This window comes from Collinsella sp. AF15-51 (genome assembly GCF_003462845.1).
Taxonomy (GTDB): Bacteria; Actinomycetota; Coriobacteriia; order Coriobacteriales; family Coriobacteriaceae; genus Collinsella.
The window spans coordinates 88,809-102,282 of the sequence record NZ_QRYG01000003.1; the positions used below are offsets into that span (position 1 = coordinate 88,809).

Sequence of the window (13,474 nt, forward strand, 5' to 3'; positions counted from 1 at the left end):
CTACAACCTCATCTCTCTCAACTCGCGACCAAAGAGAACGAGCCAGGGAAAGATGCTCTTGTTTAGCACCATGTACATCTTCGCGCGCTGTCTTTCTGTCGGTGCCGTTCTCTTGTTGAACATATCCACCATGAACTCGTAGTCATTCCAACCGTCGTAACCGTTGTATCTGTTAGGCGGAAAAGCACCCCTCTCATAAAGGAAGGCATAGAGTCGTCGGGAGAACAGTTCTCTGTTAATGCCGTCGAGCTGCGTGCCCGGCTTCCTCGCCTCAAGGGCTTCCAGCAGCTTGATCGCTGCCTTCCAGCCCTCAACCTCGTTCTTGAGCTCATCGTTTTCGAACTTCAGGATGCAGGTTGAGCCTATTGGCGAAAGCTCGTTCCCGTTGACGGAGTTCTTGATAGTGAACTCATACCTAATGCCCTCGTGTCCACAAAGGCAATCTCCGGAAGCATCCCCATTGTCATGGCATCCCACCACGTGCCGTTCGGAGACGGCCGCATCCCACGTTTTCGACGACGACGCCTCAAGCACGATGCCCGGAAGACGATAGGAATCACCCATTGGCTACACCTCCCGCTTTCCGGTGACGGTCTCGTAGATGAGCGACTGCTTGTACGCCTTGAGATCGGCGATGATGGCTTGCTTGGTGACGATGGCGGCATCGACCTCGCCGCACTTCTCGTCCAGATAGTCCGCGATGCGGCGCTGCTCGTCGAGAGATGGAAGAGGAACTTTGCAGTTCGCAATCTGTAAATGGCTAATATGAGGAACGCTGATTCCCGTAGTGCCAGACGCCACATAGCGCTCGAGAATTCCGGAATCGAGCCCATATTTAAGATAACGAGGCTCCAAGTTATCCGGCACCCTAACGCGAACAACGCGCTGCACAAGATAACAAGGCAAGTCGGACTCAGTGATAAACGACGCCCTGAGCCCGTCCTTAATCCAAGGTCTATCCAGGCCGATAACCAAGTCCCCAGGTTCAAGAGCATAGGCTTCAAGACCGTCAAGGTCTTCCTCAGGATAATGGGCAGCATCCGCCCACCGAGTCTCTCCAACGCCGACATTGATGCCACGAAGGAGGCGCACGCCATTCCCTTGAACGAATTTCCCGCTTTCAAAGGCGTATCCAGGGAGCAAGTCACAGAGGTACTTGATGGGGATAGTAATGCATCCTGTGGGCATCTTTGTCGAAATGACCGATAGGCGATATGCCTTGTACTCCTCAACGGATCGCTCGGCGGCAAAGACGGCGCGGCCGATCTCGGCGCACTCCTCGTCCAGACAGTCCGCGATGCGGCGCTGCTCGTCGAGCGAAGGAATCGGAATCCGCGTGTTGAGAAAATCCTCAACATGAAGATCCCACTGGCCCACCCTGAGGCCAGTTGACAGTTTGTGCCACTCGTCAGCGTAAGAACGACAGCGCAGCAGATAGTGCGCATACTTCGGCAGCAACAGAGGGCTGGTGAACTTAAACACATGGTAAGCGGGACTGACTATGCCTTCGTAGGCAGACAAGGCCATAGAGCCTTGCCAACCTTTCATCTTGTTAACGACAAAGTCTCCAACCTCAACGAATTTGTACTTGCTCGTATCGAGCGACGTCACATTATGGTTATCGCTTCGACTGTCCTTTGGCACTATTCCGTAATCACGGTACAGTGACAGGACCGTCGCGTCAGGCCTGCCCGTTGTTCTCGATACTTTGAAATAGCCTTTCAGGCGACTTGTCGACCAGGATGACGGAATCATCCCAAGGTAATTGCATCCGCTGTCCTTCATCTCCCGCATCGCTAACGCACCTCTCCGAAGAGCGCTTCGAGGCTCTTCTCGAGCGTCTTCTCGTGCTCGAGGATGCGCTTGGCGATCTCATCGGCCGGTTCGAGCTCGGCGTACTTGTAGAACACGCGCGTGAACGGGATGGTGTAGCCTACCTTGGTCTTCTTCTTGTCCACCCAGGCGTACTTGTTATACGGGCGTACCTCGCGCTCGATATAGGCGTCAATGTCCTGAGTGAGCGGGATGTCCTCGGTGTCCTCCTTGGCCTTGTCCGCCTGCATTTTCCCGCGCTTGTTAAGGACGGGATCTCCATCCTCGTCGACGACGGGGCTCTCCACGGCAACGCGGTTGAAGCCGAACTCGACCGTCTCCATCAGGCGCGCCTCAACGGAGACCTCCAGTCCGTTGGACCCGGCGCCCGTCCAAGTGCCGTTGCGATACTCGGAGTACGCCTGGACGATAAGGTCGCGGCAGGACTTGGTGATGTCGTTCTTCTTGTCACCGATGCCCTTGCGGCGCTTCTCGAAGCACCGGGAGGCGTCGATGAGCAGCACGTGGTCGCGATGCTCCGGTGCCTTCGCCTTGCTGAAGAGCCAAACGTAGGTGGCGATGCCGGTGTTGTAGAACGAGTCGCAGGGCAGCTGTACGATGGCGTCGAGCCAGTCGTTCTCCAGCATGTAGCGTCGGATGCTGTCCTCACCGCTGCCGGGCTTGCCCTTGTAGAGCGGGCTGGCGTCCTGGATGATCGCCATCACGCCGTCGTCCTTGAGCTTCGACAGGCCGTTGAGCACGAAGAGCATCTGCCCGTCGCCCTTTGCCGGGAGCTTCTCGACCGGGAAGCGTCCGCCGCCGGCAGTCTTGAACTCCTTCTCCACCGCGGCTGCCTGCGGGTTCCACGGGTCACCGAAGGGCGGATTGGAAATGCAGTAGTCGAACTTGAAGCCATCGAACTTGTCGGCGGAGAGGGTATCTCCGAAGCGCATGTTGGCGTCGTCCTCGCCACGAATTAGCGCACTCGCCTTCGCGATGCCGAAAGTGAAGGGATTGAACTCCTGGCCGTAGCAGGTTACACGGGCCTCGGCGTCGAGCTGGCGCAGGCGCTCCTCGGTGCAGCCGAGCATCTGCGAGGTGCCCATGGTCTGGTCGTAGACCGTCTTGGTGATGCGGTCGCCGTCGAAGACGTGCGGGTCCGCCTGAATGAGCAGGTCGGTCATGAGGTACACGATGTCGCGGCTCGTGAAGTGGGCGCCGGCGTCCTCGTCGTAGGACTCGGAGAAGCGCTGAATGAGGTTCTCGAAGATGTAGCCCATGTCCACCGCCCTTATCTTGTCGGGAGACATGTCAGCCTGCGGCTTGCAGAAGTCGCAGACGACCTGGTAGAGCAGCGGGGCGTCTGGGTCGGAGAGGCGTTCGATCTGGTCGGCGAACTTCATGCGCGCCAGGATGTCCTGCACATTGTCCGAGAACCCGTTGATGTAGTCCTTGAAGTTGTCCTCGATGTTCTCCGGGTCGGCCTTGAGCGTCTCGAAGGTGAACTTAGAGGTGTTGTAGAAGGGGTAGCCGGAGGCATCGCGCAAAAAGCCGTCCTTCACGGAAAAGGCTTTGTATTTCTCAGCTGCGGCGAGAACGGCATCGTGCGTGGGCTCAAGGCAGTCGTGGAAGCGTTTGATAACGGTCATAGGAAGGATGACCAGGCCGTACTCATGAGGCTTGTAGGGGCCACGCAGGGTATCGGCGGCACTCCAAATGAGAGATGCCTTCTCTTGAATATTGGCGCCAACGGCCTTGATGAGATCGTCGCTATCCGCCACTGCTATTTCTCCTTCTTGGTCAGGTATTCAATGAGGCTCATCTTTACCAGCGAGGTAAAGCTGATGCCAGAAAGCGCAGCGGCGTCCTTCGCCGCATCACGCATGTTTTTAGGTATGCGAATGGTCACGGCAACGTTCTCGCCGTCCACAAGAAAGCTCTTGAGCTCGCTTGTCTTGGCCTCTCCGTCGACAAGCTCGGCGTATTTCATTGGCAACCTCCGCGATTGCATGATGCAATACAAATGTGCCTATGATTCTAGCAAAGGACTGAAAACTAATTACCGTCTAGCACAGATGGATAGACAAGTAATTAACGCCAATAAGAAGGAGGAATAACATTCTGAACCGTCGTCTCCCCCGCCTGAAAGAGCTCGACGAGAACTAGTCGGCAACTCAAAAAGAAACTGAGCAAGCCGCTGACGCACTTATCACATTCCACAAAGAGATGGGTAAGCATGACGCCAGCTTGAGCGAGGGCGCTGATGGCATAGAATTGCAGCCAGACCGCCCGAACCTATTCATCACTTGATGCCGGCAAGCTGTTGAGCGGTTCGCTCTCACCGACGGCACCAAGGCGCTTCTGCATCTTCTCGATCAGCTTAAGGGATGAAACCAAATACCCAAGCCCCTTCTTCAACTGCTTAAGCAACCTGCTATCCCTGCGGTCCCCCTTTCCATTCTCCTTCCCGATATCTTCCTCAACACCAGCGATGCTGCGCCGCACGGCCTCGGCCGCCTTCCGCACCAAAATGGCCCCCTCATGCGGGCAGCGGTCAGTTGCCACATCAAGAAAAGCAAGGAGCCTCGAACATTCGACGAGCACGAACTGCGCGTAGTTCTCCCCCATCGATGCCGCCAAGGCAACGCCGCCGGAACCCAATAGACCAAGCGCGGCGCCGCCGCCCGTAATCAAAGCAGTGCCACCGGCCATGCCCATGCCGCCAGCGGCCAAGGCACCGCCGCCAGCCACAGCAAGGCTCGCATTAACAAGCGCTGCTCCGTGGAGACCGACAAACGAGCCTCCAAAGATACCGACAGCAATATCCGGAGCCAATGCCGCGGCCACTCCTCCTGTGCCTACGGCCGCCACCACGACAATGGCACCGCCCACCAAAAGCTTTGGCAATGCACCTGAAAGCTCGCGGAAGCGTGTCCCGCAACGTTTCTCGAGGGAACGTACGGCGTCCAAATCAACCGCGTCTTGTCTCCTGGGAAATTCGTGTTTAACCCAAGATCCACTCTCCTTCAAACCTTTGTATTCCTTCTTCTCTTCATCTCCTAACTGCGAATAGGGGCAAAACTCAACCAACTCCTGTGCAACAAGCAAGGCACGCACTTTACCGCCTCGCCGCCGCGAAACTGTCTCAAGGGCTCCGTACGCATCTTCCTCGCTCAAAAAGTAGCCGTCTGCATCAATGCCTAGGCCATCCGCGACCGAATCCTGCCACGCGCGGGCCCAGCTCCTCTTTTGCCCTTTGCGCGCTTCGTTCTTCTCGTTCCCGCAGTCGTAGTTGATGGCGGCAAGCTTCAGCGAGAAGGCAATCCTCGTCGTTTCTCTATCTAGGCTATAAAAGTGAAATCCATCGAAGATATCCTGGCGGCGCCTGGCGCGCTCAGTCCAAGCCTCGGACATTTCCTCCGCCATATAGCCCCAGTCGGCATGGAGGGCAAACGCAAGGCGTCCAACTCCAACGTAGTTTATTCGCAAGAAGAACTTCTGAGCGAACACGACCTTGTTCCCCTCGCATTCGATACCCGCCCTGACCGCCGCCGTCGCTAGATTCACCAAAACGAACGAAGTGCTCGAAACCGTGACCATGCGAGTGAGAACCCTGCTGTTATAGGGCATAAAATGCGAAGCCTTGAGCTTGTGCAAGCCGGAAACCTTGCTCACTTCGCAACGTTCCAGCTCGGCCTTGAGCCTTGAAAGCATGTAGAGACAACGAACGATAACCTCGTTGGCCACGACTGCTGGCACCTGGCTTAAAGCTTGATCGAGCAGGCCGACTTCCGTCCGAAGGTCGAAGCGAATGGGCTTGCCGTCCTCGGTTTTGAACGCCGTTCCGTTAAACAGCTTTGAGATCCATTGCTGAATGCGAATATCCTCGCCCTTATAAGCAATCTGCATGTCTTGAAAAACAGGCAGGGAGGAGAGCTCCTTTAGCAGGGACAGCACGACGCCGGGAATGCCCGTCCCCTTACCGGGGTTTGAACTAGACCCCGCCATGTCGCTCACGAGATGCATCGCCCAGAACAGAGTGCCAAACGCGATCTTCTCTGGAACGTTCCTGCCTACAAGAGGGCAGTCGGGATCGAAGGCGGCGGCAGGCAGGTCAAAGGCGACAAACCGGCCGGCCGTATCGGTACCATAGCCTTTGCACGTGAATTGCGAGAGAATCGAACACGCAAGGCCAACCAAGCTCGGGTGGTGCGAGAAATCCCGCAGATGGTGTTGGAGCCCGCCGCCAAACTCGGCAGTCAGCTTGTCCGCGGCAAGAGAAAACTCTTTCTCTAGAAAGCGAATAGCGTCTTCTAGAGTTGCATCCGCCTTTGTCATACCCGCAGACTTGGCAATCGTAAGAACGAATTTGCCAACCTTCTCGTCGCCCCACTCTTTGGCACCCTCTAGGTTGAAGTCTTTCTGCCAAAGGATATTCAACGCACCCGTGAGGAGCCCGCTAACGGCTGCAAGTTCATAGTCGAGCTTCGTAGCCTTTTCAGCCCGAGGGTCAAAATCAAAGAGGACCTCCTCCCCATCGGGAGCGTCCTTAAAACCAACCAGCACGGCGCTACCGTTCAGCGGCACAGATGTAACTTTGGGCAGTTGAGGCATGGCGTAAACTATCTCGCCGCCACTAAAAACAAGTTCGTCTGCCATACCGGTTTCCTCCTGCAAACGCGTAAAATCAGGTTGCTCTACGCCGCCAAATCCCTCTCGTAGAAGTACTCGATAATCTCGATGATACAGTTGTTCATAACCTCGTCGGGATAGCTCGCCTCTGGCAGCCCGTATGCCTCATTGTGCACGATAACGCGCGCAGCGTCACGGGTCTATGCCTGTCCATCCAGCGAATCATGTTTGCAAGCCGTTCTTCAACAATGGATGCCATCTCGATGTCCATACTCTTGACCTGCTTGGTCTCGGCGGATGTCAGCGTGTCCTTGAATAGCATCTCAAGCACAGCCCTCTGATGCTGATTCCGGAATCCCTCGCGCAACCATTCATTCTGCTTGTCGCCAAATAAGCACCCCTACCTCCCCTCCGCTTTCAGCTTCAGTAGCAGATCGCCCAGCTCGGGGCACTTGCTGGAAAGGCGCGTCTGGGCTCGCTCGCCTATCCCCCACCGCTGGCGGATCTCCTGGGCGTGTGGACTCACGTGATAGTCCCCCTCCATCATCCGCTTGAGCAGCTTGGCGGTTACGCGCGCATCGGCCAGGGCGCTGTGGGCGTGGCCCGTCGACTCGTCGAACTCGATGCCAAACCACGTTGCCGCGTCGCCCAACGAGACGCGCCCGTGGCTTCCCACGTCCATGATCGAGGTGTAAAACGCCTGCAGGTCGGCCCAGTCCGTAGGAAATGCAAAAAGATCGATGTGCTTTGCCTGGCGCTCGGTCAAAAGCTGTCGACGATCCGTCCCACTCCAACAAACCACCTGGGCGGAGTAGCGACCGATCCAATCGCTGAGCCTTTTGATCACCACGTAGAGCGGATCGGCCATCGCGGTGTCCACAGCCGATATCCCCGTAAGCTCGCGGACGGGAAACGCAACGCCTTCGGTAAATTCCGTCTGCACAAACTGCGAGAACTCGCCCATAACGTTGCCGTGGTAATCGAGCTTGACGGCGCCGACCTCGATAATCTCGTTGCGCAGTCCACGGCGCTGGCGCTGCTTTGGCACCGGCGCAAACTCAAAGTCCAGCACAATCTGGCGCGCAAAGTTCGTCGTATCGATAGCCAAGATACCCGGCGTCTTTTCAGCTGACACGGTTAGGGCCTTTCTCCGTTGCCTGCCGCTTGCTACATAGGCGGCTACATTGCCGTAAGGATAGGCGCTCGCGCGGACATGAAAGCGGGACGCAATGCCATGCGCCAGGCACTCGCCACACAGACGGCACCAAGGGAGTCGCCCGCTCTATTCAAATGCATGAAAAAGATTTAGGCCCGGTGACTTGAATCAGCGGTCATCCCGGGCCCATCAGAGCTCGTAGAGCTCTTGGTTGCTTTGGTCTTGCTCTTCACGGCGCTTATCGAACTTTCCGAGGCACTCAAGCAGCATTCGAAGCCTAACAAGTCGCTGCCATTAAGGCACTGACCTCTTGACCAAGCAACGGCGCTGCCCAGCTCTTCACTACTTGGGCTGCCGTCGACTTTATTCTACCCGCCCAATTAAACTGAGACAAGCATCGGTAAATGGACTATACCGATATCGCAGGCCCCGAATTCTGAGGCGCGCTTTTCACTCGAAGACTCAGCCGGAAACGGCATCCCGTTCTGAGCGTCGAATCCGGGACGCAGTTTCCGTTTGGGGACCGTTCCGGAAAATGTATCCCGTTCTGGAGCCAAATACTGGGTCGTAGTTTCCGCCAAGCATGCCATCAGGAAAGCGCGTCCCGTTCTGAGCCTAAATTCTGGGATGCGGTTTCCACTGAAACTTCTACCGGAAAACGAATCCCATTCTGAGCGTCGAATCCGGGACGCATTTTCCGTCTGCAGTCCCGCTGGGGAAAGTTCATCCCACTCTGAGAGCTCGTTCCGGGATGCAATTTCCATTTGAGGGCCGATTCGGAAACGGCCTCCCACTCTGGATCCGAATTCTGGGACGCAGTTTCCGGTTGAAATCCGATCAACCGCTCACATCACACGTCCTCAAACGCGCAATCCAGAGCTGCAAAATAGCAGATAAACAACCATTTTTCTAAAAAGTACACGACCTGAAACTTACCCAGTCTTCATAACTCGCTACCGTTCACGGTCGCCGATTACCGCCCACCGATTCGGATGTAAAAAAGTCGCCGAAAACAGGCCATCTACCTGCATGGTTAGATTTTGGTCAGCTTTTGGTCAGCTGAGCGGCAAGTTGCGGCTGATACGTTTTTGCTACCCAAAAGGAGGCGGTAGCTCATGACCCATTGCAATGACCAACTCATCGACCAACTGCTCACTCAAGCCGAACAAGAGGGGCGCTGTCTGATTCCCCCGAGCACGGCAATCCGCAAAGCGCTCCTTCGGCGCACCGGCGGCACGGTTGTCTCGCCCATGCCGGGGCTGTTTGCGCGAAAAACGCGCTGGGATGGACTCAACCGGGCGCAGCGTCATTGCGAGATTATTCGCGCCCTTGCGATCATCCACCCTGATTGGACGTTCTGCTCGTTTTCGGCAGCTTGCCTGCTGGGGCTCGAGGTCTCGTGGCGACACCTGAACGTCGTGCATGTCTGCAGCGCCACCAAGCCGTCGGCTCGCCCGGGCGCACATATTCAGCGGCACCAGATTGAGCCGGCCGGAGCAATACGCAGAGCCGGCGTATCGGTAACACCGCCCATCCAAACGGCCACAGATTGCCTGCTGCAAACTGGTTTTGCCGACGGCATGTCCATTGCCGATTCGGCGATCTCAAAGCTCGGCCTTGCGCCGGAACAGCTGATGGAGGCCGTTGAGCAACGAGCGACTGCGCGCAATGGTCGCGCGATTCGCACCGCCCTCACAACGCTTCGATATGCCGACGCCCGCGCCGAGAGCGGCGGGGAATCGGTCGCCCGAGCCGTCATGATCGAGACAGGCTTTGCGCCCGACTGGCTTCAATACGAGCTGACGGACCCCTTCGATTCGGCCAAGCCCATACGAACGGACTTTGCCTGGGAGCGCCAGGCGCGGGAACTCACGCTGGGCGAGCTCGACGGGCTCATCAAATATACCGACCAGACCATGCTGGCCGGACGCACCACCGCCGAGGCGCTCGTTGCCGAACGACAGCGCGAGGCGCACCTATCGCTCTACGGTCACCCTCTGCTGCGCTTTACCATGAGCGAAGTCCGCTCGGCAGGACTGCTCGCGAAAAAGCTGCAGACGGCAGGCATCCGGCAGACCGCTCTGCCGGCATGGCTTAACGACGTGGAGCCGTAGGGGCCGCTGAGTTTATGCCCGCCTGCCTACCAAACCGGGATACGCTTTCCGGTTGAACGCCCAGCGGAAACTACATCCCGGAATAGACGCTCAAACTGGGATACATTTTCCGCTGAGGGCCGATCCGGAACCCGTGTCCCACTCCGAGCGTCAATTCTGGGATGAACTTTCCGCAGAGGGTTCAGCCGGAAACGGCATCCCACTCTGAAGCGAAATTCTGGGACGCAGTTTCCGGTTGAGGGCTGTCCAGGAAAGTGTGTCCCATTCTGAGCGTCGAATCCGGGATACGGTTTCCGTTTGAAGCCCCGTCCGGAAAGTACGTCTCATTCTGGAGCCGAAATCTGGGACACAGTTTCCGCATGCGGAGGCGCTCCAAACAAAAGACCCCGGCTCGCGATGGAGCCGGGGCCAAAGGCGCAGCGTATGCAGTTGATGCTGAGCATGGACAGCCCGTCAGCAATGGCTGTCCGCGCTCTACCCTACCCGCGGTGACGGGCGCGGCTGTACGGCGTATCCACCATGGGCAGATCCGGACGCAGTTTGCCGTCAAACGCGCGGTAGGCGTTCTGCACGGCGGGCGCCGTGGGGATCGTTGCGATCTCGCCGATGCCCTTGCCGCCGTATGCCACGGGCAGCAGCTCGTCCTTCTCCACGTAAATGGCGTGGATATCCGGAATCTCGGGCGCACGGAACAGCCCGAGCGTACCGTACCTTGCCTGGGGCACGCAGTCCTTGAGCGGCCAGTCCTCGGTAAGCGCATAGCCCATACCCATAAGCACGCCGCCTTCGATCTGACCCTGGATGGAGATGGGGTTGACCACCTTGCCGGAATCGTGCGCGGCATAGACCTCGCTCACGCGGCCGTCGTCGCCCAGAATGACCACATGTGTGGCAAAGCCGTAGCAGATGTGGCTCTTGGGGTTGGGAACATCCGCACCCAGCTTGTCGGTCGGCTCCAGGTACACGTAGCCAAACTCACAGCCCTCGAGCGCCTTGATGGCAGTCACGGGGTCCTGAGGATGCATACCCTGGCCGGCGACGAGTTCCTGCGTGCGCAGCTGGTAGGCGCGACCGTCGTCGTACTCGATCTTGACGCCGTCGCCATGCGCGCTCACGGGAGCATCGGGCGCGGGCTTGCCAGCCTCGATGCCAACCATGGCATCGCGCAGCAGGAAGGCGGCACCGCGCACGGCCTCGCCGGTCACGACCGTCTGACGCGAACCAGACGTGGTGCCGGAGTCGGGAGCGTTCTCGGTGGAGCACTCACCGTTAGCGATGCAGCTCAGCGGCAGACCGCATGCCTCGGCAACATCCTGCAAAAAGACGGTGTTGCAGCCCTGGCCGATGTCGGACGTGGCGGCATAGACCACAGCCACGCCGTCCTCGATGCGAATCTTGCAGCGGCCGGCATCGGGCAGGCCCACGCCCACGCCGGCGTTCTTCATAGCGCAGGCGATACCGGCGTGTCCGGGATGCGCGTAGTAGGCATCCTCGACCTCGAGCAGCGTCTCCTTAAGCGCCGTGGAGCAGTCGGCAATCTGACCGTTGGGCAGAACCTCGCCCGGCTCGATGGCGTTTCGGTAGCGAATCTCCCACGGATCCAGGCCAACCTTCTCTGCCAGCAGGTCGATCAGGCTCTCGAGCGCAAACTCGGACTGGCAAACGCCAAAGCCTCGGTACGCGCCGGCGGGCGGGTTGTTGGTGTAGTAGCCAAAGCCGCGAATGTCGGTGTTCTGGTACTTGTAGGGGCCGACGGCATGCGTACAGGCGCGCTCGAGCACCGGGCCGCACAGCGACGCGTAGGCGCCGGTGTCAAAGTTGATCTCGCAATCCAGGCCGGTAAAGTTGCCCTCGGCGTCGCAACCCAGCGTAAAGGTACCGTCCATGGCATGGCGCTTGGGATGGAAAGCGAGCGACTCGGCACGCGTGAGCTTGCACTTCACAGGACGCTGGAACTTATATGCGGCGAGCGCGGCCAGGTGCTGGACCGAAACGTCCTCCTTACCGCCAAAGCCGCCACCCACGAGCATGGTCTCGACGACCACACGCTCGGGTTCGCTATCCCAGCCAAACATGTGGGCGCACTCTTTGCGCGTATCGTAGGCACCCTGGTCGGTCGACTGCACCTTGACGCCGTTCTTGTACGGGAAGGCGACGGCGCACTCGGGCTCCAAGAAGGCATGCTCGCTAAAGGGCGTGGTAAAGCGCTGCGTCACGGTGAACGCGCTCTCTGCCAGCGCCTTGGCGGCGTCGCCGCGCGTCACGTGACGGCTCTGGCACACGTTGTCCTTGAGCTCCACCGTGTTGCCAAAGGCAAAGAAACTGTCGTGCAGGCGCGGGGCGTCGGCAGCCCTGGCCTCGACAATGTTACGCACGGGCTCCAGCGGCTCGTAATCGATCTTTACGAGCTTCTTGGCCTTCTCGAGCGTCGCCTCGTCCTCGGCAACCACCAGCACAATGGCATCGCCCACGCAGCGGGTGATATCGCCCTGGGCGATCATGACGTCCCAATCCTGGATAAGGTGGCCGACCTGGTTGACCGGCACATCCTCGGCGCGCAGGATGCCCACCACACCGGGCAGGGCCTCGGCCTTGGAGGTGTCGATGGAAAGCACACGGGCGCGCGGATACTTGGAGCGCACGGCGCTGGCATAGGTCAGGCCCGGCTGATCGAGCTCGTCGATGTCATCGGGGTACTTGCCCTCGCCGAGCACCTTCTTGCGCACGTCGATACGGAAGGCGCGCTTGCCCACGCCGTAGTCGTCGCCGCGCTCCAGGTCCTCGTCGATCTGCTTTTCGCCGCGGAGCACCGCAGCGGCCAGCGAAATGCCCTCAATAATCTTCTTGTAGCCGGTGCAGCGGCAGACGTTGCCGCGGATGGCGTACTTGATCTGCTCCTCGGTGGGCTCGGGGTCCTCGGCGATCAGCGCCGCGCCTGCCATGACCATACCGGGGATGCAAAAACCGCACTGCACGGCGCCCACGGCGCCAAAGGCGTACACAAAGGCCTCGCGCACGTCCTCGGGCAGGCCCTCGACAGTCACGATGTTGCGGCCGGCGGCAAGGGCGGTGGTCAGCACGCAGGCCTTGACGGCCGCACCGTCCACATGAATGGTGCAGGTGCCGCAAGCACCCTCGGAGCAGCCGTCCTTGGCGGAATGGATGTGCAGGTCGTCGCGCAGGTAGCGCAGCAGCGGTTTGTTTTGGGTCGTCGTGTGCTCGACGCCGTTAACGGTAAAAGTGAATTCCTGTGCCATGGTGATTCCCTTCTACACGCCGGCGGCGATGCCGGTGCGGTCGTGGATGGCGCCATGCGGGCAAACGACGGCGCACATGCCGCACGACAGGCAGTCCGCACCGTCGATGTGGGCACAGTTGTCCTCGATGCGGATAGCGCCGGCAGGGCATTTTTTGGCGCACATGCCGCAACCGATGCAGCTCGTGTCGCAAATCTTGCGGGCGATGGCGCCCTTATCGGTGTTGTTGCAGCGCACCAGGATGTTCTGGTAGCCGGGAACAAAGGCAATCACGCGCTGCGGGCACGCCATGCCGCACAGGCCACAGCCCGTGCACTTGGAGCGGTCCACGCGGGCGATGCCATCAATCAGTGCAATGGCGCCGTGGGGACAGGCCGTGACACAGGCGCCACAGCCAATGCAGCCTTCGCTGCAGCGGGCGTCGCCGCCTGCGGAGGCGCAACCGCTTCCGCAGGCAACGTAGGCCACGTTATGTTGAATGGATTTGGCCATAAGAGACTCGC

General features: G+C 58.9%; 9 protein-coding genes. 1 reads left to right on the forward strand and 8 read right to left on the reverse strand.

What is annotated here, in order from left to right; genetic code table 11:
• The 6 genes from DWW51_RS02550 to DWW51_RS02580 form a co-directional block, all read right to left on the reverse strand.
• Complete coding sequence (locus DWW51_RS02550) at nucleotides 1–564, reverse strand: hypothetical protein (RefSeq protein WP_117773400.1); 564 nt, start codon at nucleotides 562–564, stop codon at nucleotides 1–3.
• Nucleotides 565–567: 3 nt separating this feature from the next.
• Entirely contained in the window at nucleotides 568–1,794 is a 1,227-nt protein-coding gene (locus DWW51_RS02555; protein ID WP_117773402.1) for a restriction endonuclease subunit S, read from the reverse strand.
• A gap of 2 nt (nucleotides 1,795–1,796) precedes the next feature.
• Nucleotides 1,797–3,593: a class I SAM-dependent DNA methyltransferase gene (locus DWW51_RS02560; RefSeq protein ID WP_117773404.1), complete on the reverse strand. Its 1,797-nt coding sequence runs from the start codon at nucleotides 3,591–3,593 to the stop codon at nucleotides 1,797–1,799.
• Nucleotides 3,594–3,595: 2 nt separating this feature from the next.
• The gene (locus DWW51_RS02565) at nucleotides 3,596–3,802 is read right to left on the reverse strand and encodes a hypothetical protein (RefSeq protein ID WP_117773406.1); all 207 of its coding nucleotides are present in this window, start codon (nucleotides 3,800–3,802) and stop codon (nucleotides 3,596–3,598) included.
• 305 nt (nucleotides 3,803–4,107) lie between these two features.
• Nucleotides 4,108–6,471 carry a hypothetical protein gene (locus DWW51_RS02570; protein ID WP_117773408.1) on the reverse strand — a complete coding sequence of 788 codons (2,364 nt, stop codon included), beginning with the start codon at nucleotides 6,469–6,471 and terminating at the stop codon, nucleotides 4,108–4,110.
• A 373-nt stretch (nucleotides 6,472–6,844) separates the two neighbouring features.
• Complete coding sequence (locus tag DWW51_RS02580; protein ID WP_197032143.1) at nucleotides 6,845–7,579, reverse strand: 3'-5' exonuclease; 735 nt, start codon at nucleotides 7,577–7,579, stop codon at nucleotides 6,845–6,847.
• Nucleotides 7,580–8,715: 1,136 nt separating this feature from the next.
• Here DWW51_RS02580 and DWW51_RS02585 point away from each other — a divergent pair.
• Nucleotides 8,716–9,714, forward strand: a complete 999-nt coding sequence (locus tag DWW51_RS02585) for a hypothetical protein (protein ID WP_117773414.1) — start codon at nucleotides 8,716–8,718, stop codon at nucleotides 9,712–9,714.
• Between the two features lie 479 nt (nucleotides 9,715–10,193).
• Here DWW51_RS02585 and xdh read toward each other — a convergent pair whose 3' ends face one another.
• Both xdh and DWW51_RS02595 read right to left on the reverse strand, forming a co-directional pair.
• Nucleotides 10,194–12,971: a selenium-dependent xanthine dehydrogenase gene (gene xdh, locus DWW51_RS02590; RefSeq protein ID WP_117773416.1), complete on the reverse strand. Its 2,778-nt coding sequence runs from the start codon at nucleotides 12,969–12,971 to the stop codon at nucleotides 10,194–10,196.
• A 12-nt stretch (nucleotides 12,972–12,983) separates the two neighbouring features.
• Nucleotides 12,984–13,463, reverse strand: coding sequence for a 4Fe-4S binding protein (locus DWW51_RS02595; protein WP_117773418.1), 480 nt, complete (start codon nucleotides 13,461–13,463; stop codon nucleotides 12,984–12,986).
• Between the last annotated feature and the right edge of the window lie 11 nt (nucleotides 13,464–13,474).

Bases quoted from the DNA above. Each gene is read 5' to 3' on its own strand.
- DWW51_RS02570 (WP_117773408.1), bottom strand. From the start codon at position 6,471: ATGGCAGACGAACTTGTTTTTAGTGGCGGCGAGATAGTTTACGCCATG.
- DWW51_RS02585 (WP_117773414.1), top strand. From the start codon at position 8,716: ATGACCCATTGCAATGACCAACTCATCGACCAACTGCTCACTCAAGCC.
- DWW51_RS02595 (WP_117773418.1), bottom strand. From the start codon at position 13,463: ATGGCCAAATCCATTCAACATAACGTGGCCTACGTTGCCTGCGGAAGC.
- DWW51_RS02565 (WP_117773406.1), bottom strand. From the start codon at position 3,802: ATGAAATACGCCGAGCTTGTCGACGGAGAGGCCAAGACAAGCGAGCTC.
- xdh (WP_117773416.1), bottom strand. From the start codon at position 12,971: ATGGCACAGGAATTCACTTTTACCGTTAACGGCGTCGAGCACACGACG.
- DWW51_RS02550 (WP_117773400.1), bottom strand. From the start codon at position 564: ATGGGTGATTCCTATCGTCTTCCGGGCATCGTGCTTGAGGCGTCGTCG.
- DWW51_RS02555 (WP_117773402.1), bottom strand. From the start codon at position 1,794: ATGCGGGAGATGAAGGACAGCGGATGCAATTACCTTGGGATGATTCCG.